At 67.8% G+C, this 23,725-nt stretch carries 25 protein-coding genes; 3 read left to right on the top strand and 22 right to left on the bottom strand.

Annotated elements, in window-relative coordinates; translation table 11 throughout:
- The 4 genes from CKJ84_RS09270 to guaB all read right to left on the bottom strand — a co-directional run.
- Positions 1–2,814 (bottom strand): Rib/alpha-like domain-containing protein (locus CKJ84_RS09270; RefSeq protein ID WP_143340354.1); only part of this gene is annotated, 2,814 nt, incomplete at its 3' end.
- Between the two features lie 135 nt (positions 2,815–2,949).
- Entirely contained in the window at positions 2,950–4,242 is a 1,293-nt protein-coding gene (locus CKJ84_RS09275) for a PAS domain-containing protein (protein ID WP_095546769.1), read from the bottom strand.
- A 41-nt stretch (positions 4,243–4,283) separates the two neighbouring features.
- Positions 4,284–5,429 (bottom strand): GuaB3 family IMP dehydrogenase-related protein, encoded by a 1,146-nt coding sequence (locus tag CKJ84_RS09280; RefSeq protein WP_095277787.1) that lies wholly within the window; start codon positions 5,427–5,429, stop codon positions 4,284–4,286.
- A gap of 20 nt (positions 5,430–5,449) precedes the next feature.
- Positions 5,450–6,973, bottom strand: coding sequence for an IMP dehydrogenase (gene guaB, locus CKJ84_RS09285; protein ID WP_095546770.1), 1,524 nt, complete (start codon positions 6,971–6,973; stop codon positions 5,450–5,452).
- A gap of 124 nt (positions 6,974–7,097) precedes the next feature.
- Here guaB and CKJ84_RS09290 point away from each other — a divergent pair, with 124 nt between their 5' ends.
- Positions 7,098–7,469, top strand: coding sequence for a DUF5319 domain-containing protein (locus CKJ84_RS09290; RefSeq protein WP_186439349.1), 372 nt, complete (start codon positions 7,098–7,100; stop codon positions 7,467–7,469).
- A gap of 18 nt (positions 7,470–7,487) precedes the next feature.
- On the opposite strand, the gene CKJ84_RS09295 is transcribed toward CKJ84_RS09290, so the two are convergent.
- Both CKJ84_RS09295 and CKJ84_RS09300 read right to left on the bottom strand, forming a co-directional pair.
- A complete protein-coding gene (locus CKJ84_RS09295) occupies positions 7,488–8,483 on the bottom strand; it encodes a hypothetical protein (RefSeq protein WP_095546771.1) in 996 nt (331 codons plus the stop codon).
- Complete coding sequence (locus tag CKJ84_RS09300) at positions 8,467–9,054, bottom strand: sigma-70 family RNA polymerase sigma factor (RefSeq protein WP_095546772.1); 588 nt, start codon at positions 9,052–9,054, stop codon at positions 8,467–8,469. Before CKJ84_RS09300 ends, CKJ84_RS09295 begins: the two co-directional genes overlap by 17 nt.
- A 386-nt stretch (positions 9,055–9,440) precedes the next feature.
- Between CKJ84_RS09300 and CKJ84_RS09305 the strand changes: the two genes are divergently transcribed.
- Positions 9,441–9,758, top strand: a complete 318-nt coding sequence (locus tag CKJ84_RS09305; protein WP_095546773.1) for a WhiB family transcriptional regulator — start codon at positions 9,441–9,443, stop codon at positions 9,756–9,758.
- Between the two features lie 76 nt (positions 9,759–9,834).
- Here the strand turns inward: CKJ84_RS09305 and groL are convergent, their stop codons facing one another.
- The 10 genes from groL to CKJ84_RS09355 form a co-directional block, all read right to left on the bottom strand.
- Positions 9,835–11,460 (bottom strand): chaperonin GroEL, encoded by a 1,626-nt coding sequence (gene groL / locus CKJ84_RS09310; protein ID WP_095546774.1) that lies wholly within the window; start codon positions 11,458–11,460, stop codon positions 9,835–9,837.
- 21 nt (positions 11,461–11,481) lie between these two features.
- Positions 11,482–11,781 (bottom strand): co-chaperone GroES, encoded by a 300-nt coding sequence (gene groES / locus CKJ84_RS09315; protein WP_038588532.1) that lies wholly within the window; start codon positions 11,779–11,781, stop codon positions 11,482–11,484.
- 177 nt (positions 11,782–11,958) lie between these two features.
- Positions 11,959–12,453, bottom strand: a complete 495-nt coding sequence (locus tag CKJ84_RS09320) for a hypothetical protein (RefSeq protein ID WP_233125644.1) — start codon at positions 12,451–12,453, stop codon at positions 11,959–11,961.
- Positions 12,454–12,579: 126 nt separating this feature from the next.
- Positions 12,580–13,632: a tRNA (adenosine(37)-N6)-threonylcarbamoyltransferase complex transferase subunit TsaD gene (tsaD, locus tag CKJ84_RS09325; RefSeq protein ID WP_095546775.1), complete on the bottom strand. Its 1,053-nt coding sequence runs from the start codon at positions 13,630–13,632 to the stop codon at positions 12,580–12,582.
- Complete coding sequence (gene rimI / locus CKJ84_RS09330) at positions 13,629–14,141, bottom strand: ribosomal protein S18-alanine N-acetyltransferase (protein ID WP_095546776.1); 513 nt, start codon at positions 14,139–14,141, stop codon at positions 13,629–13,631. The genes tsaD and rimI overlap by 4 nt, the downstream gene beginning before the upstream one ends.
- Positions 14,142–14,150: 9 nt before the next feature.
- Complete coding sequence (tsaB, locus tag CKJ84_RS09335; protein WP_095546777.1) at positions 14,151–14,867, bottom strand: tRNA (adenosine(37)-N6)-threonylcarbamoyltransferase complex dimerization subunit type 1 TsaB; 717 nt, start codon at positions 14,865–14,867, stop codon at positions 14,151–14,153.
- Positions 14,867–15,400: a hypothetical protein gene (locus CKJ84_RS09340; RefSeq protein ID WP_095546778.1), complete on the bottom strand. Its 534-nt coding sequence runs from the start codon at positions 15,398–15,400 to the stop codon at positions 14,867–14,869. The genes tsaB and CKJ84_RS09340 overlap by 1 nt, the downstream gene beginning before the upstream one ends.
- Positions 15,401–15,410: 10 nt before the next feature.
- Complete coding sequence (tsaE, locus tag CKJ84_RS09345; protein ID WP_233125645.1) at positions 15,411–15,920, bottom strand: tRNA (adenosine(37)-N6)-threonylcarbamoyltransferase complex ATPase subunit type 1 TsaE; 510 nt, start codon at positions 15,918–15,920, stop codon at positions 15,411–15,413.
- A 20-nt stretch (positions 15,921–15,940) separates the two neighbouring features.
- Positions 15,941–17,077 carry an alanine racemase gene (alr, locus tag CKJ84_RS09350; protein WP_095546779.1) on the bottom strand — a complete coding sequence of 379 codons (1,137 nt, stop codon included), beginning with the start codon at positions 17,075–17,077 and terminating at the stop codon, positions 15,941–15,943.
- Positions 17,078–17,107: 30 nt separating this feature from the next.
- Positions 17,108–17,767: a hypothetical protein gene (locus CKJ84_RS09355; RefSeq protein WP_095277813.1), complete on the bottom strand. Its 660-nt coding sequence runs from the start codon at positions 17,765–17,767 to the stop codon at positions 17,108–17,110.
- Between the two features lie 105 nt (positions 17,768–17,872).
- Between CKJ84_RS09355 and CKJ84_RS09360 the strand changes: the two genes are divergently transcribed.
- Positions 17,873–18,727, top strand: coding sequence for a dienelactone hydrolase family protein (locus tag CKJ84_RS09360; RefSeq protein ID WP_095537263.1), 855 nt, complete (start codon positions 17,873–17,875; stop codon positions 18,725–18,727).
- Positions 18,728–18,780: 53 nt separating this feature from the next.
- On the opposite strand, the gene CKJ84_RS09365 is transcribed toward CKJ84_RS09360, so the two are convergent.
- The 6 genes from CKJ84_RS09365 to rplM all read right to left on the bottom strand — a co-directional run bounded on the left by CKJ84_RS09365 (position 18,781) and on the right by rplM (position 23,630).
- The gene (locus CKJ84_RS09365) at positions 18,781–19,062 is read right to left on the bottom strand and encodes a hypothetical protein (protein ID WP_133064017.1); all 282 of its coding nucleotides are present in this window, start codon (positions 19,060–19,062) and stop codon (positions 18,781–18,783) included.
- Positions 19,062–20,681 (bottom strand): hypothetical protein, encoded by a 1,620-nt coding sequence (locus CKJ84_RS12245; RefSeq protein WP_158221692.1) that lies wholly within the window; start codon positions 20,679–20,681, stop codon positions 19,062–19,064. The genes CKJ84_RS09365 and CKJ84_RS12245 overlap by 1 nt, the downstream gene beginning before the upstream one ends.
- On the bottom strand, positions 20,678–21,010 hold the full coding sequence (locus CKJ84_RS09375; RefSeq protein ID WP_095546780.1) for a hypothetical protein: 333 nt from the start codon (positions 21,008–21,010) through the stop codon (positions 20,678–20,680). The genes CKJ84_RS12245 and CKJ84_RS09375 overlap by 4 nt, the downstream gene beginning before the upstream one ends.
- A gap of 167 nt (positions 21,011–21,177) precedes the next feature.
- Complete coding sequence (glmM, locus tag CKJ84_RS09380) at positions 21,178–22,521, bottom strand: phosphoglucosamine mutase (protein WP_095546781.1); 1,344 nt, start codon at positions 22,519–22,521, stop codon at positions 21,178–21,180.
- A gap of 117 nt (positions 22,522–22,638) precedes the next feature.
- Positions 22,639–23,187 carry a 30S ribosomal protein S9 gene (rpsI, locus tag CKJ84_RS09385; RefSeq protein ID WP_095277824.1) on the bottom strand — a complete coding sequence of 183 codons (549 nt, stop codon included), beginning with the start codon at positions 23,185–23,187 and terminating at the stop codon, positions 22,639–22,641.
- Complete coding sequence (gene rplM, locus CKJ84_RS09390; protein ID WP_038588493.1) at positions 23,187–23,630, bottom strand: 50S ribosomal protein L13; 444 nt, start codon at positions 23,628–23,630, stop codon at positions 23,187–23,189. The genes rpsI and rplM overlap by 1 nt, the downstream gene beginning before the upstream one ends.
- Positions 23,631–23,725 lie beyond the last annotated feature (95 nt).

Here is a 23,725-nt window from a genome sequence, read left to right on the forward strand (position 1 = left end):
ATAGAGGTGTAAAAGAGACAGCGAGTGCGCCCCGGCGGCGCCGGCGGCGTCGCGCCACTTCGGGTGCAGGTTCGGGGCCAGCGAGGGCAGCGCTACCGGCAGGGTCAGCTGGACGCGCTCGCCGCCGGGCAGCGTGGCCACCACCGGGATGTCGTAGGACCCGGCCACGACGAACTCGGCGTCGCGCTTCCGCGCGGCGGGCGTGAGCGTCGCGGCGCCGGTGGCGGGGTCGATCGCCACCCAGTTGCCGTGCGGCGAGCCCTCTGCCAGGGCGAACGTGGCCGAGTCGCCGAACCCGCCCGGGGCCTCAGACCGGGTTGTCTCCCCCGCGGGCGCCACGACCGTCCCCTCGGGGTAGGCGCGCGCGTCGGTCACCCGCACGGTCACGTCCTGCGTATCGCTGCTGCCGTCGCCGTAGGTGGCGGTGATGCGCAGCGTCGCGCGGTCCCCCGCCTTCGCGCCCGCGCCGGGGTGCACGGTGACGGAGTCGCCGTTGGCAGAGGCGGACCAGGATGTGGCGTCGATAAGCGATGCCTCGACCACCGCACCTTCCACCGAGTCGCCCGAATTGGCGACCTCGATCGGCTCGCCCTGCGGCGCGCTGGCATCGGCCCAGGTCGGCGCGGTGCGGTCGCTGACCGTGCGCACCGTCACCGGGACCTCGATGTCGCGAGTCGCGCCGCTGTGGTCGGTCACGCGCACGCGCAGCGTCCGCTCGCCGGCCTGCGAAAGCTTCGGGGTGTACGAAATGGTGCCTTGCTTATCGACGCTCCCCTCACCCCCAACAACCGCAAACTCCAACCCCTCGCGCACGCCCTCGAGCGGCGCGATGGTCACCGGCTCGCCCACCTGCGCCTCGGTCCGCGTGGGGTAGGCAACCTCGGAGCGGTTCGCGCCGACCGTGACGGGGACCTCGATGATGCGGACGTTGCCGCTGCCATCCTCCGCGCGCACCGGCACCCGCACCAGGCCCGACGGGACCTTCGCGTCCGGGCGCAGCGTGATCGTGCCGTCGGCGTCTACCTGCGCCCACGTCGGCGTCGGCCCGGTGTAGCCCGGCGCGCCCGAGTCAGCCTCCGTGACCGGCGCGAACGCGATGTTTTCGCCCGCGGGGGCGGCGACCTTACGCTCCTCGTCGCGGGCGATCCGCTGCGGCGGGTAAGGGGCATCGCCCAGGTCAGCGACGTTATCCCCCGGGGGTGCGACGACGGTGACGGTGAAGGTGTCGGTGTCAACCGTGTCGGGCTTGCCCTCCGTAGTGTCGGAGTACTTCGTTGTCGCCGTGAGCGTCGCGGTCGTGCCGACCTTGGCGTCGGCGGGCGCGGTGACGTCGATGGAGCCGTCCGCGTTGGCGGTGGCGGCGAACCCGTCGGTGTCGGCCGCGACCGAAGTCGTGGCGTCCTCGCCCGGCAGCGTGCCGGCGAGCGGGACGCGCACCGTGGTCGTTCCGCGCTCCAGCGTGGCGTCCTCCCAGCGCGGCTCGTACTGGGCGGCCAGCGGGGTCACGGTCACGTCGACACCGAAGCGGGAGTGCGACCCGTCCTGGAAGTCCACCCGCATCTGGACCTTGTGCTTACCCACATGCTCGGGCGCGGTCGGGCGCGCCACGATGCGGCCATCCTCCACGGATACCCACTCGGCGTCCTTGCCAACCACGGTGAACGTGGGGTTCACCGGCTGCTCCGGGTCGCCCGCGATGCCGGCGGAATCAAACTCCGGGAGCGCGGCGCTTCCCTCCTGCCCCGTCACGGTGGTGATCGGTGCGACCGCCCGGGGGACGTAGTTGTCCTTGTCGGACAGGTTGCCAAAGAAGACGTAGAGCGGGACGGTGTCCCACGCCTCTTCCATCGTGCTGTCGTTGAACGTGGTGAAGGACTCGCCGTCGCGGGCCTTCCAGCGGAAGCGGACCGGCAATGCCCCACCCGCGTAGCCCTGGTTGGTCAGCTCCTCCAGCTTCTTCTCCGCGTGGATGCGCAGCTCCTGGAACTGGCCGTTCGCGTCGTTGACCACCTCGACGTTGACGTACTGGGGATCAAGGAGCGGATTGCCAGGGTTTTCTTCCTGCGGCTGCGGCTCCACCACCAGGTCGGCGTCCCAGATCCCGTCCGGCCAGAACCCCGGCGTCTCGCGCTCCTTGCACCGCACCAGCTCCTCGCCCGGCTTCTCCCCGCACTGTACTTGCGGGTCCTTCCACGAAATGTCCTTCCGGGTCAGCGTGAGCGTCTCTCCCGGGGTCAGCGGGATCGGGCGGCGCGCAAACCGCGGCTCCTCCACCGTGGCCGGGTTGTTGTACGCCTCGTAGCTCTCCTCGTTGTTAAACAACACCACGGTCAGGTGCTGCGTCCAGTCGTGACCGTCCGGGTAGGTCACCTTCACGCTCAGCGACGCCACCTGCTCCGGCGTGGTCAGCTTGTTGGTCATGCGGAGGTACGCGGAGATGTCGTTGGTGATGCGGATTTGCCCGGTGTTGGAGTCCACCTCCAGCCACTCCGGGCCGTCCACCTTGGTGTAGGTCAGCGGCTGCGGTGGCGTCACCTGCTCGTATTCGGGGATGAAGTGCGCGTACACCGGCGGGTTGAACGCGTCGCCGCGCTCGACCTGGTCGCGCAGGACGTACAGCCAGTTGCCAAACTCGGGCCGGTAGAAGGTGAACAGGGGGTAATCGCTCGCGCCGGCGTCGCCAAGCGGTGCCTCAGCCGAGTTGGACACGTCGGAGGCCGCAGGGGCTGATGACGCTGGCGGCGCGCACAACGCGACGGCAGTCACGGTGGTGGTGACAAGTGCTACTGCAGAACGAACAATCCGTCCACGCATTTCAGTTCTCCCAAACTTTCCGCCGGACTAGAGCACGACACGCGCCAGAGAAGGGGGCGCATGAGCCTTCCATAAAAACTAGTAGGCGTTGGCGCAAAATTCCATAGGAAGCGGCGCGCCCGTGCGTGCGCACGCCTAGTAGACGGCCCGGCGAAGGCGCTCAAGCGCGTCGTGCACCCCGTCGACCGAGGGGTCCTCGCCGAGGTCCTTGGAGGAGAGCTGCAGCTGGGCGATGGAGGCGTCGGCAGCCTGAATGGCCTGCTCCACCTGCGCGACCAGCGGGTCGATGTTCTGGCCCACCGGCTGCTGCGCGGTGGACTGGGACCAGCGGCGGATCATCTCCAGCGGCATCTTGGTCAGCTCGGAGATGGAGTTCACCTTCAGCTCTACGCGGTTGGCCAGCGAGGAGTGCAGGAACACCGCGTTGTCCATGTCGCGGAGGGCGACCTCCATGGCGTCATAGAGCATCTGCATCGACTCAATCCGGTCCTCCTCCGCGGAGAACGTCGCCGTCTGCGCGGCGTGCAGGCGGGCCAGGGCGATCGCAGTGCGGGCCTTCGCCGCGCGGTCCTGGAGTTCCTCGGCGACCTCGGCGAGCGATTGCGCGTTTTCATCAATAATCCCGCGCATGGTGGCCCACACCTGCAGCGGTGCGAGCAACAGCGTGCGGGTGGCGCCCTCCGCCACCACGTTTTCCATCTCGCCTTTGACCCGGTTGGTCACGGCGTTTTCCTCCAACAGGGTCTGGCAGGCGCGCGAGAGCTCCTCGGCCGACTGCTTGATGGAGGTCTGGATGCCCATGAAACTCTCCAGCTCCGCGTACAGCGCCGCGGTGGCCTCGTACACCTCACCTTCGCCCTCGGGGAGGACAAAGCCGGCCTCCTCGCGCGCGGCGACCTCGGCGGGCAGGATCTCCGCCATGAACGCGTCGTAGTCCGGGATGAGCTCGCAGATCCGCTCCCACCCGAGCTCGGCCCGCTTCCGTCGTCCGACCCCCTCGGCCTTCGCCTTGTGCTCAACGGCGTTCGCCTCCTGGTACACCTTCGCGGCGTCCTGGAAGTAGTGCGTCATCGGCCGGGTGCGCACCGACAGATAGCGGTCCCCCGGCAGCGGGGTGACCGTGGCCAAGACGTCGTACGCCGAACCGCTCTTGGCCAAGTTTCGCACGTAGGCGGCGAACGGCTTGCCGGCCTGGATCCAGTCCCACATGGCCTTGAACGCGCCGCCCGGCATCTCGTCCTGGCGGATGAGGTTGTGCGGCTTGCCGATCATCTCTTCCAGCGGGTACTGGGCGTAGTAGATGAACACCTCGTTCACGTCGGTCATGATGCCCTTGGCATCCGTGACCGAGAAGAAGATGTCATCCACCTCGACCAGGTGCTGCGGGCCGTCCGTCACATCCCGGTCCAGAATCACGTCGTAGGCCATAGTGGGTCTCAATCTATCAGGTATTTCTGCGCAATATCCGATTAATTTCGGACGGTCAGATTCACCTTCTGGAACGACTTGGTGTCCGTGTAACCGCACTTCGCCATGATCCTGCGCAGGCCACCCACCAGGTTCATGGTGCCGTACGGGTCGTGCGACGGTCCGTGCAGCACAATCTCCAGCGGCTGGCGCTCCTCGGCAGCAACCACCCGACGCATCTCACCACGCGGGAAGCGCGGGTGCCCCAGCACCGACTCCCAGTACATGCCCTCGCCGGAGGCCTCCGCGGCGCGAGCGAGCGGCTCGCCCACCATGACCGCGTCCGCGCCCAGCGCGAGCGCAACGGCAATCTGGCCAGAGGTGCGCACGTCCGCGTCAGCGAGGACGTGGACGTAGCGGCCACCAGTCTCATCCAGGTAGTCGCGGCGCGCCGCGGCCACGTCGGCGATCGCGGTGGCCAGCGGGACGTCCAGCGCCATGTTCTGGTTCGACTGGCCGGAGCCGACGATCACGCCGGCCGCGCCCGAGCGCATGAGGTGCATCGCGGTGCTGTAATCAAAGACGCCGCCGGCGATCACCGGGACGTCGAGGGAGCCGATGAACTCCTTCAGGTTGAGCGGCTCGCCGCCCTGCTGCACGTGCTCGGCGGAGATGATGGTGCCCTGGATAAACAGGATCTCTGCGCCCGCCTTGATCAGGTGCGGCGCCAGCTCGCGCGCGTTCTGCGGGCTCACGCGCACCGCGACGGTCGCGCCCGAGTCGCGCACGCGCGCCATGTGCTCCGCAAACAGGTCCATGTCCAACTTCGCCTGGTGCAGCTCCTGCAGCACGGCGGTGCCGCGCGACTGGGACTGCAGCATGGTCTCCATCTCGTGCCAGTCGGTGCTCGCCGCGCCGACGACCTTGGCCACGGAGTCCGCAAACGACGCGTGACGGCCCAGCAGGCCCTCCGCGTTGAGGATGCCCAGGCCGCCCTGCTTGCCCATCTCAATGACAAACTCGGGGCTGGCCAGCGCGTCCGTCGGGTGCGAGCACAGTGGCAGGTCGAACGTGTAAGCGTCGATATGCCAGGTGGTGTCGACGTCCTTGGACGAGCGCGTGCGGCGCGCCGGGACCAGGGACAGATCGCGGAGGTCGTAGGCCTTGCGCGCCTCGCGGCCGCTGCCAATTTCCACGTATTCGTGCATGGTGTTGTTACAACTCGATCCTAGTGGCGGTAGTTCGGTGCCTCGACGGTCTGGGTGATGTCGTGCGGGTGGGATTCGCGCAGGCCAGCCGTGGTGATCTGGACAAACTGCTTGGTCTGCAGCTCCTCGATCGATGCGGAGCCGGTGTAGCCCATCGCTGCGCGCAGGCCGCCGACGATCTGGTGGGTGATGGAGTCGAGCTCGCCGCGGAACGGCACGCGCCCCTCAACGCCCTCCGGCACCAGCTTGTCCTCGCTGGTCACATCGGCCTGGAAGTAGCGGTCCTTGGAGAAGGAGCGCTTCTCCCCCGTCAGGCCGCGGCCCTGCATGGCGCCCATGGAGCCCATGCCGCGGTAGCGCTTGTACTGCTTGCCGCCCACCACGACGATCTCGCCCGGGGCCTCGGCGGTACCGGCGAGCATGGAGCCGAGCATGACGGTCGATGCGCCGGCGGCCAGGGCCTTGGCCACATCGCCGGAGAACTGCATGCCGCCGTCTGCAATGATCGGCACGCCCGCCTTGTGCGCCGGCACGGAGGCCTCCATAATCGCGGTGATCTGCGGCGCGCCGACGCCGGCGACAACGCGGGTGGTGCAGATCGAGCCCGGGCCGATGCCCACCTTGATGGCGTCCGCGCCGGCGTCAATCATCGCCTGCGCCGCGGAGCGGGTGGCCAGGTTGCCACCGATGACGTCGAGGCGGTCGCCGAAGTCCTTCTGCACGCGCGCCACCATTTCCAGCACGCGGTTGTTGTGCGCGTGGGCGGAGTCGACCACGAGGGCGTCGACGCCGGCCTCTGCCAGCAGACCGGCGCGGTCGTAGGAGTCCTCACCGGTGCCGATACCGGCGGCGACGAGCAGGCGGCCGTTCGCGTCCTTGGACGCGTTCGGGTACTGCTCCGTCTTCACAAAGTCCTTCACGGTGATCAGGCCGACCAGCTTGCCGTCCTTGGACACGATCGGCAGCTTCTCCACCTTGTTTGCGGAAAGCAGCTCGAGCGCCTTCTCCTTGGTCACGCCCTCTTCTGCCACGACCAACGGCATCGGCGTCATAATTTCGGCGACCTTGCGCTGGAAGTCGCGCTCGAAGCGCATGTCACGGTTGGTAACGATGCCCACGAGGCGCTCGTCCTCGTCCACGACCGGCAGCCCGGAGATCCGGAACCGGGCGCACAGCGCGTCCACGTCGTTCACGGTCATGTCCGGGCGCGCGGTGACCGGGTTGGTCACCATGCCAGACTCAGAGCGCTTGACCACGTCGACGTTTTCCGCCTGGTCCTGCGCGCTCAAGTTGCGGTGCAGCACGCCAATGCCACCCTGGCGGGCCATGGCGATGGCCATGCGCGACTCGGTGACGGTGTCCATCGCCGCCGACGCAATCGGCATGCCGAGGGTAATGTTGCGGCTGAACTTGGACGTCGTGGACACCTCGGCGGGCACGATGTGGGACTCGGCCGGCAGGAGCAGTACATCGTCAAAAGTCAGGCCCCGCAGCGCCACCTTGTTCGGGTCGTCGCCACCTGTGAGAACTCGTTCATTTGCCATATTGCTGCGTCTCCTCTCCCGCGCGGGTCACACCGTTTACTTTCCGTCATGATATATCGTCAGCGCCGTTTCACGTAAGGCGGGGGAATTGGCACGGGCCCGCAAAGCACATAGGGTTGGTGGTGTGAACTTTGATGACATGATGCCCAAGGACCCGTTCGCGGATGACCCGAACGATCCGGCGTCGTTTATTGAGGATGACGCGCTCCCGGAACCCCTCTCCCCGCAGGAGCGTGCCGACGTGCTGCGCGACCTGCAGTGCGTTCGCGACTGCATCCGCCGCCTGCAGCCCCGCGGCATCCGCGGCATCTACTTCATGTGCGACGACTGCGAGCAATGGCACTACTACGACTGGGCCATCATGGAACACAACATGCTGGCCACCCTGCGCAACCAGCTCCCGCCGGTGCACGAGCCGAGCGCGGAAATTGATTACGACGCCTACGTCACCTGGGACTACGCCATGGGGTTCCTCGACGGCCTGGAGGCCCGCTAACTTCGGGCCCGGCGCTTCCTAGTAGTTCTGCGCCTGACCAAGCGCGTCGCTGTGGTCCGCCACCGACCCGGCGCCCTCGCTTTCCCCGGCTGCACTCTGATCCACCTGGGACGGGGCAGCCGCCCCGTCCGTAGCGTTTTCCTCGTTGCCGGACTCTGTGCCCTGGCTTGGCGCAGCCGCGCTCGGTTGAGGTAGAGGGTTCGGGCGAACGGCACTGGACTGGCTTGACGGCTGAGCGCTCGGTCGGGCGGCAGCGCTGGACGACGGCTGCTCCAGGGTCGGCTGCGGGTTGGCTGAGGGCACCACCGTTTCCGTCACGGTCTGCGGCTCCGGAGCGGGAGCCGGCGACTCAGCAGGCGGCGGGGTGACCGTCACCGTGGAGACCTTGGTGCGCATCGTGGTGATCGGGGCCTGGCTCTTTTCGCCGTCCCGGTCCTGGTTTGCCCGCGGCTCCATGGATGCAAGCAGCGCCCTGGCCTGCTCGAACAGCGCGGACGCCGCGTCCTTGTCGCCGGAGTCGTTGGCCGCCTCGAGCTCGTCGAGCGTGGCGGCCAGCTCGACGGCCGCAGTGCGGTCTCCAAAGACTGCGGTCGCCGGGCCCCAGAGGGGCGAACCAGGGGTTGCGTTGTAGAGCGCCGCCCCGCTGCCAGTGACAACGGCGGTCGCCGCGGCAGCGCCGACCAGGCCGGAGACCCACGGGCTCACACCACGGCGCGACCGGCGCGGCTTCCGGGACGCGCTGCGGAACGGGATGACGGAACCTGCTGTACCGGTCTCGTCGGAGGCGTCGGAGGCGTCGGAGGCGTCGGGGGCATCGGAGGGGGTCGACGTGGCGTCGATAAGCAGCGGCTCCGACGCGGGACGATCCACCTCGCCCTTCAAGTCCAGGAAGAGTGCCGCGAGCTCATCCTCGCCGCCGGAGGGGTCCTCGCCTGCGGCGATCGCATCAAGCCAAGCGTCTACGTCGGCTACCGCGGCGAACTCCTCGGTGGCCTCATCATCGCGCCGAGTCATTGTGCAACTCCCCTTCCTCCAGTTTTTTACGCAGCGTCGCCAGCGCACGGTACTGGGCAACTCGCACCGCACCCGCGGTCGAGCCCACAGCCTGCGCCGTCTCCTCTGCGGAAAGGCCGACGAACACCCTCAGGATGACGATGTCGCGCGCCTTGTCATTGAGTACATCGAGCAACGCGCGCGCTCTGTTACTCCCGTCCCCCACCAGCGCAAACTCCTCCGGAGTCAGGCCGTGAAACTCCTCATCCGGCACCTCTTCGGTGGGGGTGAGCTTGTCGCGCGAGAGCGCGCGGTGCGCGTCAGCGACCTTGTTAAACGCGATGCCGTACACGAACGCCATAAACGGCTTGCCCTGGTCCACGTAGCGGTGGATCGAGGTGGCCACCGCGAGGCAGATCTCCTGCGCGACGTCCTCCGCCGTGGGCATGCGGTGCCCGCCAATCCGTGCGCGGGTGTAGCGCAGCACCATCGGGTGCACGATGGCCAGCACCCGCTGCAGTGCCCGCTTGTCCCCGTTTGCGGCGAGGGGGACGAGCCGCTGCAGCTCGTCCTCATCGTGGGGAGTCGTCATCTCGCTCCTTGCTCGCTCGCCGGCTTAAGGTCCACCGTTTTAAGTAACCGTAGGAAGTGTAATAGGTAGCAGACCATAGTGTTGCACTGCGGTCCAAGAGGCACACAAGCACGCAGAGCGCTTATCGACGCCACCTCCCCGGCATTTTCCGCACCTCTTCCAAGGTTCCCTTAAAGTTCACCAGCGCTTTACCTTTATCATCCACCCAGCTCACAGTGCATTTTTTCGGCGTTGCTTGCGCGAATACAGCTGTGGGACACCCATGGGAAACCTATCGTTTACCAAGGCGGTGGACACTTCGAAATCGGTGACGCCCCGCGCGGCCCGCCTGCACAACTTCACACGCTTTCCCTTCAGCACATTCTCTACAAGGAGCCTCTACGATAATGTCCCTGCCGCATCAGCTTCCCGGACCGAACGCAGACTTCTGGGATTGGCAGCTCCACAGCGCATGCCGTGGCGAAGCTTCCGAGGTGTTCTACCACCCGGATGGAGAGCGCGGACGCGCCCGCGCACAGCGCGAGAACCGCGCGAAGGCGATCTGCTACACCTGCCCCGTCCTCGAGCAGTGCCGCGAGCACGCGCTCCGCGTCGCTGAGCCGTACGGCATCTGGGGCGGCATGAGCGAGTCCGAGCGCCAGGTGATCCTGCGCGGCGGGCACGGCAGCAGCGTGAAGGTGCCAGCTGCGGCCTCCGCAAAGTAGCGCCCACACAAAATGCCCCGGGACTTTAAGTCCCGGGGCATTTTGCCGGTCCAACCGGCGCGCGGTGAGTCTACCGCTAGTGCGCGTGGCCTGCGTGGCCAGCGGCACCTGCGGCCTCGTCCTCCTCGGCCGGCTTGGTCACCACGGACGCCTCCGTGGTGAGCACCATACGGGCGATGGAGGTGGCGTTGACCACTGCAGAGTGGGTCACCTTCACCGGGTCGATGATGCCCTGCTCGACGAGGTTGCCGTACTCGAGCGTGGCGGCGTTGAAGCCCTCGTCGTTGTTCATCTCGGCGATCTTGGAGACAACGACGGAGCCGTCCAGGCCCGCGTTGTCAGCGATCCAGTACGCCGGCTTGCGCAGCGCGCGGGCGACGGCCAGCACGCCGACCTTCTGCTCGCCCGCGAACTGCTCGGCGTAGGACTCGAGCTCCTTTGCAATCTGCACGAGCGCGGAACCGCCGCCGGCGATCACGCCCTCCTGCACCGCGGCGCGCGCGGCGTTGATGGCGTCCTCGACGCGCAGCTTGCGCTCGTTGACCTCGGTCTCGGTGGCGGCGCCGACGCGGATGACAGCGACGCCGCCGGACAGCTTGGCCAGGCGCTCCTCTGCCTTCTCCCGATCCCAGGTGGAATCGGTGGACTCGATCTCGCGACGGATCTGGTTGCGACGCTCCTCGATGGCCTCGGCCGTCCCCGCGCCGTCGACAAGCACTGTGTCGTCTTTGGTCACGGTGACGCGGCGTGCGCGGCCGAGCTGGTCGAGGGTGGCGTCCTTGAGGTTGACGCCGACCTCCGGATCAATGACGGTGGCCTGGGTGACCACGGCCAGGTCGTCCATGAACGCCTTGCGGCGCTCGCCGAAGTACGGCGCCTTGACGGCGGCGACCTTCAGGGTCTTGCGCATCGTGTTGACCACGAGGGCCTGCAGCGGCTCGCCCTCGACGTCCTCCGCGATAATCAGCAGCGGCACGGAAGACTCTGCGATCTGCTCCAGCAGCGGCAGGAAGTCCGGCAGCGACGAGATCTTGTTGCGGACCAGCAGGACGCGCGCGTCCTCGAGCACGGCCTGGCCGGCGTCCGGATCCGTCATGAAGTACGGCGACAGGAAGCCCTTGTCAAAGGAGATGCCCTCGGTGAGGTCCACGTAAGAGTCGATGGACTGGGACTCCTCGACGGTGAGCACACCGTCCTTGCCCACCTTGTCCATCGCGCCGGCGACCATCTCGCCGACCTCCGGGTCGCGGGAGGAGACCGTGGCCACGTTCGCGATTTCCGACGATGCCGAGACCGGCGTCGCACGCTCGCGCAGCTCCTCCACGGTCTTCTCCGCCGCGGCGGCAATGCCCTTGTTCAGCTCGATCGGGTTCGCGCCCGCGGCGACGTTGCGCAGCCCCTCGGACACGAGCGCCTGCGCGAGCAGGGTCGCGGTGGTGGTGCCGTCACCAGCGATGTCGTTGGTCTTGACGGCGACGGACTTGACCAGCTGCGCGCCGAGGTTCTCAAACGGATCCTCGAGGTCGATGTCGCGCGCGATGGTCACGCCGTCATTGGTCACGGTCGGGCCGCCCCAGGACTTGGAGAGGACCACGTTGCGGCCGCGCGGGCCGAGGGTGACCTTGACTGCGTCGGCGAGGATGTCCACGCCGCGCTGGATGCCCTCGCGGGCCTCCTGTTCAAAAGCGATAAGTTTTGCCATTGGTGGCTAAGCCCCCTTCGCTTACTTTTCGACGACAGCGAGCAGGTCGCGAGCAGACAGCAGCAGGTACTCCTCGCCGTTGTACTTCAGCTCGGTGCCGCCGTACTTGGAGAACACGACGGTGTCGCCCTCCTTGACGTCCGGGGCGACGCGGTTGCCGTTGTCGTCCAGACGACCCGGACCAACAGCGATGACGACGGCTTCCTGCGGCTTCTCAGCGGCAGAGTCCGGGATAACCAGGCCGGAGGCGGTGGTGGTTTCAGCCTCTGCGATCTGGACGAGAACCTTGTCTTCCAGCGGCTTGATATTGACGTTTGCCATAATCGGTACCTTGGTGACCTTTCGTGATGTTGCGTTGCAATCTTGCAGGTTTTGCAGTTGTCTCGATTGTCTCGATGCGCAGCCGTCGTCGCGGGTAAACAACTGTGCTCTACACAACCTGGTTAGCACTCTACCCACACGAGTGCTAAGTCACAACAACACGGCCCCCCGAAATCGCTACTGCGCGTGATCCGCGTTCAGTACCGCGTTGCGCCAGAGCTCGTATTCCTCCGGATTGTCCTCACGGTAATTCTGCACCGCGCGGATCGCCTGATCCACAGACTCGATGGTGCGCTCCTCCACACTCTTGCCCTCGCGGTTGGTAAAGATGACCGGCCCGCAGATCGCGCGGGTCGGGTCCGTGAGAAACGCCGGGTTGTTCGTCGCCGCGGTGTTGCGCGCCAAAGAGGCCACCGGGTTCGGCTCCGCGCCCTGAGCGCGAGCCTCCGGGTTGAACAGCGCGTGGAAGCGGTTGCCTTCCTGCTCAAATGCGACGTCAACAAAGTCGTCGTGCATCCCGCCAAGGAAGTCACGCGCCGTGTCCTCATCAAACACGATGCGGCGGTAGCTCAGGTCCGGCGACACCAGGAAGCCGAACCGCTCCCGGTCCGCCTGCTCCGGATTCGTCGTGGTCTCCGGCGTGTGGCCCGTGGCGTGTGATGCATCAGTCATGGTCAGCAATCCTCCCTGGCGCAGTGCTGCTCTGGTGCAGTGATCTGCTCTTGGCTCTGCTCTCGCCCACCAACATAGTCACTCCCCAGCGTTTGTGCAGGAGCGAAAGCTCCTCCGGGCCAGGGGTCACGCGCCGACGAGCGGCGTTTCCACCTCGAGCGACGTGTCGGTGGCAGTGGACAGCGGGGACGGCCGCGCGCCCTCGTGGATGAGCTGGCCGGCCAGCGCAGCGATCATCACGCCGTTGTCCGTGCACAGCTTGAAGCGCGGAACCCGTAGCTCGATGCCGTGGGCCTCGCAGCGCTCGCGCGCGAGCCCGCGCAGCCGCGAGTTGGCCGCCACGCCGCCGCCGAGCAGCAGCGTCCGCGCACCGGTGTCCTCGCAGGCCATGACGGCCTTGGCGGTGAGCACGTCACACACCGCCTCCTGGAAGGAGGCACACACGTCTTCCATGCTGATGACGTGCCCCTCTCGCTCAGCGGCCTCCACGTAGCGGGCGACCGCGGTCTTCAGCCCGGAGAAGGAAAAGTCGAAGCGGTGCTCCCCACGCAGGTCCTGCGCTTTGAACAGGCCGCGCGGGAACGCGATGGCGTTCGGGTCACCCTGCGCCGCCAGCTTGTCCACCACGGGTCCGCCCGGGTACCCGAGGCCGAGGAGGCGGGCGACTTTGTCGTAGGCCTCGCCGGCGGCGTCGTCAAGCGTCGAGCCCATCTCCCGCATCGGGCGGCCCACGGCCTGGACCTCGAGCAGCTGGGTGTGGCCGCCGGAAACCAGCAGGGCGATGGAGTGCGGCAGCTCGGACTCGCCCTCCAGATTGGCCACCGCGACGTGGCCGCCGAGGTGGTTCACGCCGTAAAAGGGCACGCCCCAGGCGGCGGCGTACGCCTTCGCCGCGGACGCGCCGACCAGCAGCGCGCCGGCGAGGCCCGGGCCGACGGTCGCGGCGACGGCATCGGGCTTGGCAATGCCGGCCTCGCGCAGCGCGGCCTCCATGACCTGCGGCATGGCCTCGAGGTGGGCGCGCGAGGCGATCTCCGGCACCACGCCGCCGAAGCGCGAGTGCTGCTCCATCGAGGACGCGACGGCGTCCGCGAGGACCTCCATCGTCCCGTCCGGGTGCAGGTCCACGATGCCCACGCCGGTCTCATCGCACGACGATTCAATCCCCAGCACGATCATGCTTCCTGCTCCCCTTCTGGTGATGTATGACTTCCCCGCGCGGTCCTGCGGGAGCGCATCATAGCGTACGCGTCCGCGCCCGACGCCTGGTAATAGTTCTTGCGCACGCCGGTGGTGGCAAAGCCGTAGCGCTCGTACATGGCAATCGCGGGGGCGTTGTCTGTGCGCACCTCGAGGAACACGGGCCCGTCGAGTAGGTCGGCGGTGTGCAGGAGCTGGTCCATCAGTGCTCGGCCGACGCCGCGGCGCTGGTGCGCCGGGTCGACGCCGATGGTGTGGATCTCAAACTCGGGGTCCTCGCGCGGGCCCAGCATGGCCAGGCCGGCGTAGCCGATGAGCACTCCACCGTCAGTGTCGCCGTCATCGAAGGCGCCGACGTAGAAGGTGTGGCGCTGGGCAAACTCCGCCAGCAGCATCTTCTCGGTCCACGGCTGGTCGCCCGCAAACAGGGCCTGCTCTAGCTCGGCCACGCGGGTGGCGTCCGCCGGGACCAGTTCCCGAAACTGCACGTGCTCCCCTTACTTCCCCGGCGCGCGGAACTGGGAGAGGTCTACCTCCGGCAGGGCGGGTGACCTCGGGGTCGCCTTCGGCGGGACGGCGTCCGGGCGGCGCAGGTAGTGCGGCACCAGCGGGCCGGGTGTCGCGGTGAGGTCGGCCGCGGCAAGAAGACCGGCGGTGGTGGGCGCCTGGTAGGTCACCCGCTCCGCCTGCGCCGTGAGTTGTTCGGGGAGCTGCTCGGAGAGCTGCTCGGGGACCGAGCAGACCGCCACCGGCGGGCACTCCAGCGCCGCCGGGGCCACCACGTCGGGACCGTCCGCGCGCACGCCGGCGTCGTAACGCGCCCAGTACACCTCGCGCCTACGGGCGTCGGTGACTACGAGGGCCGAGGGGGCGTCCAGCACAGCGGCGACCGCGTCGTGCGTGACCACGCCGTGGACGGGCACGCCCAGGGCCTGGCCGAACGCGGACGCCGTTGCCATCCCCACGCGCAGGCCGGTGAACGGGCCGGGGCCGCAGCCCACCACGATGGCGTCGAGATCCGCAAACGCGCGACCCGCGCCCTGAAGGAGCTGCGTCACCGTGGGGACGAGCAACTCGTTGTGGGCGCGGGTGGCGGTCACGGATTCCGCGATTACCTCGCAGGAAGTAGCGCTGGCGGGGTCAGCGGGGTCGGAGACCTCCGCCAGGCCCGCGACCAGGTCTGTCGTTGCCGTGTCGAGTGCGAGTACAAGCATTACTGCGCCGGCATCATGAACCACTTGCCGCCCTGCTTGCCCACGATGATCGGGGTCTGCAGCGGGTAAGCAGTGGTGGCCGGGGCCTGGCAGATGTCCACGTAGCGCAGATCCACCTTGTCCAGACCCGGCTCGGCGTTTTCATCCTGCTTCAGCAGCGCGACGTACGCGGTGTTCTTCTCGTCATCGCTGGCGTTCTCGTCGGCGCTCATCTCCAGGTCATCCTGGGAGAGGTGCAGTGCCTCCAGCTTGCTGTTCAGCAGCTCCGGCGGCTCGGTCGGGCACAGGGTGGTAAAGCCCATGTACTGCTCTGCGTCGTAAATCTGGCTCGGGTCCAGCATCTGCCCCATGAGCGCGTCGCCGCTCGGGTTGAGCTCCTCGATGGAGTCCTGCAGCGAGTTCGTCGGCGTTGCGGAGGCTGCCTGCGCATTCGGGCGGGACATGGGGATGAAAATCATCGCGACGAGCAGCACGACCCACAAAGCGCAGGCCAGCGCAACCCATCCGCGGTTGGTGTTGGAGAGCTTCAGCATGGGCTAAAGCCTACATTGACTGACCAAGATCGCCAGTTTGCCCCTCACCCGGCTCGCCGCCGCGCCACTCCCAGCCAATAATGCGCCCCTCCGAGTCGGGGTCCTCGCGCACCATCGTCTCGCGGTCCAGCGTGACCAGCAGGTAGCGCGACCCGAGCTGCTCGATCAGTCCGCCGCCCCACTCCGCGACCACCACGGCCCGGTCCAGCTCCGTATCCAGGTCCAGCGCGTCGAGCTCGCCGAGCGGGTCGCCGCTCGAGCCCTCACCGAGCAGCCGGTACGCGTCGACGTGAATCAGCGAGGGGCCGCCGGACAGCGACCGATGCTCCCGCGCAATCACAAACGTCGGGCTGGTCACCCGCCCCTTCACGCCGAGCCCGTCCGCAATGCCCTGCGTCAGCGTCGTCTTCCCGGCGCCGAGCGGCCCGTCCAGAATCACCACATCGCCCGCGCGCAGGGTCGCGCCGAGCTCGCGGCCGAGCGCCTTCGTCTCAGCCGCAGTTTCGCACACTCGTTGCACGTGTCTCCCTCGCCTTTCGCTTATCGACGCCCCTCTCTTCCCTCCCCAACATACTCCCGCACCGTCCTGCCCTTGGGCGCGCACAGCACCTCGTAATTGATCGTGCCCACCGCGCCCGCCAGCTCGTCCACGCTCACGCCGCCGTCGCCGAAGAGCACCGCCTCGTCCCCCGGGCGCACGGTGCTGGCGCCGGTGGCGCCAGCCGAGCCGAGCCACAGCACAATCTGGTCCATGCACACCCTGCCCACCTGCGGGTACCACTGCCCGCCGATGGTGACGCCGAAGTGGTCCTGCCACGAACGCCCCACCCCGTCGGCGTAGCCCACCGGGACGAGCGCCGTGTACCCGTCCTCCGGCGCCTGCCAGGTCAGGCTGTAGCTCACGGACTCGCCGCGCGCGATCGGCTTGACCGCCACCACGCGGGCCGCCCACGTCATCGCGGGCCGCAGCCCGTGGGTCTGGCCCGGCACCGGTTCATCGCCGTACAAGCTCAGCCCCGGTCGTACTTGCTCGCAGTGCGCCTCCGGGCAGGTCCACAGGGCCGGCGAGTTTGCGATGTGGTTGACCCGCGGGTCGAGCCCCGCCGCCCGCGCCTGCGCCTGGGCGCGGGCGAACGCGGCGAGCTGCTCCGCGGTAAACGGGTTGCCCGGGTCGTCCGCGCAGGCCAGGTGGCTCATCAGGCCGACGACGCGGATCGCCCCTTCCGCCTCGGCGCGCGCCGCCCGTGCGAAGGCCTCGGGCCACGCGTCCTCGTCCAGCCCGGAACGGTTCATGCCGGTGTCCACGATGAGGTGGACGCGGGTGGGGGTGGGGGTCGCGGTGGCGTCGAGAAGCATGCCCAGGTGCGCAAGCGAGGGGACGCCGACCTCGATGCCGGCGGGGATCTCCTCGCCCGGGGTCCACAGCCAGGCCAGGACCGGCTTGTCGGTGAGCTGGGCGACCTGGCGGGCCTCCGCGAAGGTGGCGACACCGAACGCCTCCGCGCCGTTGCGGTCCATCACCGGCACGCAGCGCTGCACGCCGTGGTTGTAGGCGTCCGCCTTCACCACGCACATCAGGCGCGCGGGACCCGCCTGTGCTGCGAGGACGCGAGTGTTGTGCGCGATGGCATCAAGGTCGATGCGGGTGACCAGGGTTTGCGGACGTGTTGGGCTCATGCACGCTATTGTGCACCACTCGCGACCGGTTTAAAGCAAGTGCAGGACGCCGAGCAGGATGAGCAAGGCGGACACCGCCCACGTCGCGGCCAGGGTCACCGTGTGGGGGTTCGAGCGCGCCCACGCAAACCCGCGGCCCGCCAGACTCTCCGGGCGCGCGCGGACCCAGCCGACCAGCAGCGCGGACAGGGTTGGCAGCGACAGGGCCACGGTGGCGTAGAGGACCAGCGACGTGTAGCGGATCTCCGGCGGAATGCCCGCCGTGGAGAGCAGGGCCAGCCCGCCATAAAATGGCATCGAGGTGGCTGATTGCACCACACCGAGGATGAAGCCGGTGACCACCGTCAGGGCGTTTGGTTTGCGGAGCGTTTTCAAGATGGCGTCGATAAGCTTGCTGTTGTCTCCGCCCTTCAGCGCGAGCACCGCGGTGGCCAAGCCTGTGACCAGGAGGAGCACGCCGAAGATGGGGCCGTCGACGAAGTCGTGAACGAGGGGCCCGAGGCCGTCGAAAATAGCGAGCATGAGCAGGGCGAGGCTGGCCACGCCCAGCCAATCGCCCGCGATGAGCAGCGCCGTGATGGCTGCGTAGGTGCGGCTGTGGCGGGGCACCATGATGCCTACCGCCACGATGACGCCGATAAGCAGTAGGTTCACCGAATCGACGAATGCGAGCGAGAGTGCGCCGAGCATCCTGCCACCTCCTATCGTTCCCGGCTCACCCTAGCGGAAACGACGCGCGGGGCCGAAGCCGTGGACTGCGCACGTACGACGCACTGCTCGAGTACCATTGTCGGCGTGTCTGCGAAGTTGAAGAATCTTTCCGAACTGTCCAAGCGCGGCCCGCACCGCGTCCTCGAGGGCGACCTGGGCTACACCGGCCTGCCCGGCAAGGTGTACGCGCCGGTGGAAGGCAAGGACCTGCCCGCCGTCGCCTTCGGGCACGACTGGACCAAGAAGGTCGGCGACTACCACCGCTTCCTGCGCCACCTGGCCAGCTGGGGCATCGTCGTCGCCGCGCCGAACACGGAAACGGGGCTGGCGCCCGACCACCGCGGCTTCGCCGCCGACCTCGAAACGGCGCTGCAGATCTGCGCGGGCGTGCGCCTGGGCAACGGCAACATTACGGTCTCCTCCGGCAAGCTCGGCATGGTCGGCCACGGCATGGGCGGCGGCGCCGCGGTGCTCGCCTCCGTGGACAACCCGCAGGTCCGCGCCGTTGCGTCGATCTACCCCGCAAACGTGGCTCCCTCCTCCACGGAGGCGGCGCGCTCCACGTTCGTGCCCGCGATGATCATCGGCCCAGGCCCCGAGGGCGACGCACTGTTTGATCCGGGCAACCCCGCGAAGCTGGCCTACAACTGGGCCGGTGACGCGTGCTACCGCACCATCAAGAAGGGCGACCAGCAGGAGTTTTCCGAGGACGGCCTGCTCAAGCGCGTCCTCGGGCTGGGCAAGTCCAACCGCAGCATCCAAGAGACCGCGCGCGGTCTGGTCACCGGATTCCTCTTGCACCAGCTCGGCGGGGAGAACAAGTACTCCGCCTACTCCGACCCGGAGGCCGCGGGCGGCAGCGTGAAGTCGCTGGTGGGCGACGACCTGGCAGAGGCCGCCGGGCTGAGCCGCGACGACAGCGGGTTCTCGCTGTTCTAGGCGCGTACTAGGCCCGTTTTAGGCACGTTTTAGGCGCAGCCTCGCGATCATCCCTACCGTGGGCGCCTCCCGTTCGGTGGCTCGCGGCGCAGCACCGCCCGGATCGGCTTCTGCCCGTCCTCCGGCGGTTGTAGCAGCTTGGATGTCTTGAGCGGGTAGCTGTACTCTCCGCGCGGCACGACCAGCGGTGGCTTGTTCGGGTTCGCCTGCGCCATCGCGTGGTACTTCGCGGTCTGCGCCATTTTGCGCTGGTTGTCTCTGAGCATGGCCTCGAAATCCAGCATGCGCTTCTGGGTACGTCGCCGGTACTGCTCGGCAAACTCTGCGAAATCCATCACCATTCCCCTGTCTTCTTGATTGCCCACGGTTCATGCGCGTCCTGCGCTGGTTGCTCGGTGTGTTCAGGCTCTGCTGTGTGTTCGGTTTGTCCTTCGTGCTGCTCCGGTTGCGGTTCGACGACCGGGTCAGCGGCAGCCGGTGGCTCGGGAGCCTGGGCCGCTTCGGTCGGCGCGCCCTCCAGGTGCGCGACCTTCTCCGGCGGCGGGGCCGGCTCCTCCACCTGCGCAAGCTCAGGTGGCGGCGGGATCACGCCGTCCTCGGGCACAGGTTCGGGCTCGGGCACCGGTTCGGGCTCGGGCTCCGGCGTCGGTTCAGGCTCTGGCTCGGGCACCGGCTCTGGCTCTGGCTCCGTGACTTCGTGCGTACAGCACTCCGCCCCGGGGCACTCCGCCACCGCGTCGAGCGAGGCCGCAAAACAGTCGAGCCCCTCGAGCACCGCCGCGGCGCCGACCTGCACCAACGTGCCGACCCACGCAGAGGAATCCGAGGAAACCTGCTGCACAGGGGGCTGGAACTGCGACACCGTCTCGCAGTCCACTGCCTCAAGCCCCGCGTTGACGGCGCCGTCGAGCGCGTAGTTGAAGTTCACCTCAATGTTCATCGGCGGCATCTGCGGCGCTGGCGGCTGGACCACCTGCGGGAACACCCCAGCGCCAGCGCCCAACGCGGCGGACGCCGCCGACGTCGCGGCCTGTGACGCGGAGAGGCTCGCTACGCCCACGCCCACCGGAGCGGGGCGCTCAACGCACCTCGACTCGAAGCGGGGGCACTCGCGCTGAGCCGGGGGCTCCGGTACCGGTGCCGGCGCGGGGTCCGGTGCGACAGCCGGCGGCGCCACAGGCTGCGGCGCCGGCTTCGGGGAGGGAGCCTGAACCGGTTCCGTGCACTGCGCAGCAACCGTCCCGGCCGCGCTCGCGCCCACGCCTCCCGCCGCGCCCGCGCCACAGGCACCGCCGCCGTACTCCACCGCGGGTGCCGGCTGCCGCTCAGCGACCTGCTCCACGCACTTCGCGATCGTGTCCAGGCAGTCCTCGATCACGCAGTTGCGGTCCGACGCGGTCGCATTCGCCTGCGTGAGCGCACCAATCGCCACGTCAATGACCTGGTCGGTGAGCTGCGGGAACCCGAACTTCACAATCATCTCCAGCATGGTGCACACCGGGGAGAGCATCTCCTGCATCGCGATGTCGCCCGTCGCGCACACGTCCTCGATGGCCTTGCAGCACTCCTCGATCTGCCCGCCGACCTCATCGACCTGCGTGAAGTGCTCGGCTTCCCGCTCGGTGTCCGAGGACTCGCGCGCGGTAATGCCCACCTCGTCGAACCAGGGCCCGCAGATCGGCTCGCCTGTGGGACCGCGGCCGCCGCCGGGAGGCCCGAAGATGTCAGTCCCCAGGCTCCCGCCCGTGCGCACACTGCCCGTGCCACCGCACCGGGCGCGCAGCTGCGCGCCCGTCTGCGCGAACTGGCTAAGGTTCTGGCCCCGCAGCCTGTCGATGCTGCAGAGGAGCTCGTTCGCCATCCCCTGCGCGGTCGCACGTTTGCTTGACGACGCCACCGGCGCCGCCGAAATCAGCGACATCATCCGCTGCACTTCTGCCTCCACCGCCGTCACGAGAGCACCTCCCCGGCGCCAATCCCCGGCCCGAAGCCGGACGCGTTGCCCTCGTCCGTGCTCGCCACGTCGGAGGCCAGCTGCATGATGCGTTCCCAGTTGTGTGTGCGGGTGCGTAAGTAGGCGGACGTGGTGGCGTCGATAAGCTCGAGCGCCGCCGCTATTCGCACCCCCTGACTCGCAAACCCCTGGCCAAAGCTCGCGGGCTCAACCCGCGCGGGATGCGCCGCGATGGCCTCCCCCGCCGCCTCGTACGCGCCGATGGCTTGCGTGTAATGCTCGCGAACCGCCTCAACATCGACGTCGACGCCGTGCTGCGATGCGCTCATTGTTCCACCCCCATGATGTCCCCCGACCCGCGTGCGCGGGCCGCTGTTTTTGTTGTCCCCTTATTAGACGCAGCCACACCCCCTCCGGTTCCCTCTCCCCGGAAACTTTTTCAAACCCCTTGTTTCCGGGGAGAGGGAACCGACTGCGCGGGACGCCTGCTCGCAGACTACACGGCCGCGACCACGGCGGCGAGGCGACCGGCCACCTCGCGTGCGTGCTTCTCGTCCGAAGCCTCCACCATCACGCGGAAGATCTCCTCGGTGCCGGAGGCGCGCAGCAGGACGCGGCCCTGGTCTCCCAGCTCCGCCTCTGCGGCTTCCTTCGCGGCGATGACCTCCGGGTCCCTGAGAATGGCGGACTTATCCGACACCGGCACGTTGATCAGCTGCTGCGGCAGCACCTGCATCACCTGCGCCAGCTCGGCGAGCGTCTTGCCGGTCTCCGCCATGCGCGCCATGAGCAGCAGGCCGGACAGGGTGCCGTCGCCAGTCGTGGCGTGGGCGGGCACGACGATGTGCCCGGACTGCTCGCCGCCGAGCGAGAAGCCGCTGCGGTTGAGCGCCTCGAGCACGTAGCGGTCGCCCACCGCGGTCTCCTCGACGGCGATGCCCTCGCGCTGCATCGCAAGCTTCAGGCCAAGGTTGCTCATCACGGTGGCGACGAGGGTGTTGTCCGCCAGGGAGCTGCGCTCCTTCATGCCGGTGGCCAGGATGGCCATGATCTGGTCGCCGTCGACAATGTTGCCCTCCGCATCCACGGCCAGGCAGCGGTCCGCGTCGCCGTCGTGCGCCAGCCCGATGTCTGCGCCGTGCTCAACCACGGCTTTCTGGATCTGGTCCATGTGGGTCGAGCCGGAGCCGTCATTGATGTTGAAGGCGTTCGGAGCGTTGTGGATCGCGGTCACTTCGGCGCCCGCGGCCTCGTACGCCTTCGGGGCGACTTCCGACGCCGCGCCATTGGCACAGTCCACCACGACCTTAATACCGCTGAGGTCGGTGGTCATCGCCTCGGCGAGGTGCGCGAGGTAGCGCTCCTGCGCGTCCGGTGCCTCCTCGATCACGCGGCCGATGCCGGTGCCGGTGGGGCCGGTCTCCTCCAGCGTGGCCATGGTCCGCTCGATCTCGTCCTCAACGTCGTCCGGCAGCTTCTTGCCGCCCGCGGAGAAGAACTTGATGCCGTTGTCCGGCATCGGGTTGTGGGAGGCGGAAATCATTACGCCGATGTCCGCGCCGTAATCATCAGTCAGGAACGCCAGGCCCGGCGTAGGAATCACGCCGACGCGGAGCACGTCCACGCCTTTCGACGCCATCCCCGCCGCCATCGCCGCCGCCAGCATCTCGCCGGAAACGCGCGGGTCACGCCCAATCAGGGCGGTCGGGCGGCGCTTGGTGGAGCGCCGGTCGCGCGTCAGCACGGTCGCGGCCGCCGCGCCTAGTTTCATTGCCAGGGACGCCGTGAGCTTCTCGTTTGCAAGTCCACGGACGCCGTCAGTTCCAAACATTCGAGTCATACCGACAATTATGCAGCACACCCCGGCGGCGTACAGGTCCCACCCCCACCAACGACAAAACGCCGCCACCCCAGTTGAACGGGGCGACGGCGTAAAGCCTTGCAGTAAGGGAAGCGATTAACGCTTGGAGTACTGCGGTGCGCGACGGGCCTTGTGCAGACCTGCCTTCTTGCGCTCGACGGCACGTGCGTCACGGGTGAGCAGGCCGGCCTTCTTCAGGGTCGGGCGCTCAGCCGGGTTGTACACGTTGAGTGCGCGGGCGATGGCCAGACGCAGTGCGCCTGCCTGGCCGGTCGGGCCGCCACCGTTGAGGTTGGCCTTGATGTTGAACTGGCCTTCGCGCTCGAGCAGCGTCAGCGGCAGGAGGATGTCCTGCTGGTGCAGCTTGTTCGGGAAGTACTCCTCGAACTCGCGGCCGTTGACGGTGATCTTGCCCTCGCCCTCGGTCACGGTGATGCGAGCGATTGCGCGCTTACGGCGACCAACGGTCTGGATCGGGCCCTCGTGCAGGTTCACCGGCTCGGCGACGGTCTCCTCGGACTCGTCAACCTCAGGCGCAACTGCGTCGCCGATGGTGTAGTTGAATTCCTCGGTTGCGGCGGTGGCGGCGTCGATGTCGCCAGCGTCTGCAACGTTGTTCTCTGCGTTGGTGTTCGGCTCGGTCATTACTGTGCCACCTGCTTAAACTCGTAGGTTTCCGGCTTCTGCGCAGCGTACGGGTGCTCGTCGCCGACGAAGACGTGAAGCTTCTTGATGGACTGACGGGAAAGCTTGTTGTGCGGCATCATGCCCTTCACAGCTTCCTCGATCACGCGGTCCGGACGCTCGTCCAGGGCGCGGCCCAGGGTCATGGACTTCAGACCACCCGGGTAACCGGAGTGGCGGTAGCGCATCTCACGATCGCGCTTGTTCGAGGAGATGTGGATCTTGTCGGCGTTGATCACGATGACGTGATCGCCGGTGTCAACGTTCGGTGCGAACTGCGGCTTGTGCTTGCCACGCAGGATGTCCGCTGCGGTGGAAGCGAGCTTGCCCAGCACCACGTCGGTTGCGTCGATGACGTACCACTTACGGGTAATGTCACCGCTCTTCGGGTGGTAAGTAGACATGCATGACTCCTTAAAGTCTGTCTAGATGGCTGCCGGCCATACTTCGGTGCCCGCACCCCCAACGGCGGCCGGTGGAGACCCGATGGGCGCGTCGC

Origin of the sequence: Corynebacterium sp. NML 120412 (genome assembly GCF_002285155.1) — a bacterium.
Lineage (GTDB): Bacteria > Actinomycetota > Actinomycetes > Mycobacteriales > Mycobacteriaceae > Corynebacterium > Corynebacterium gottingense.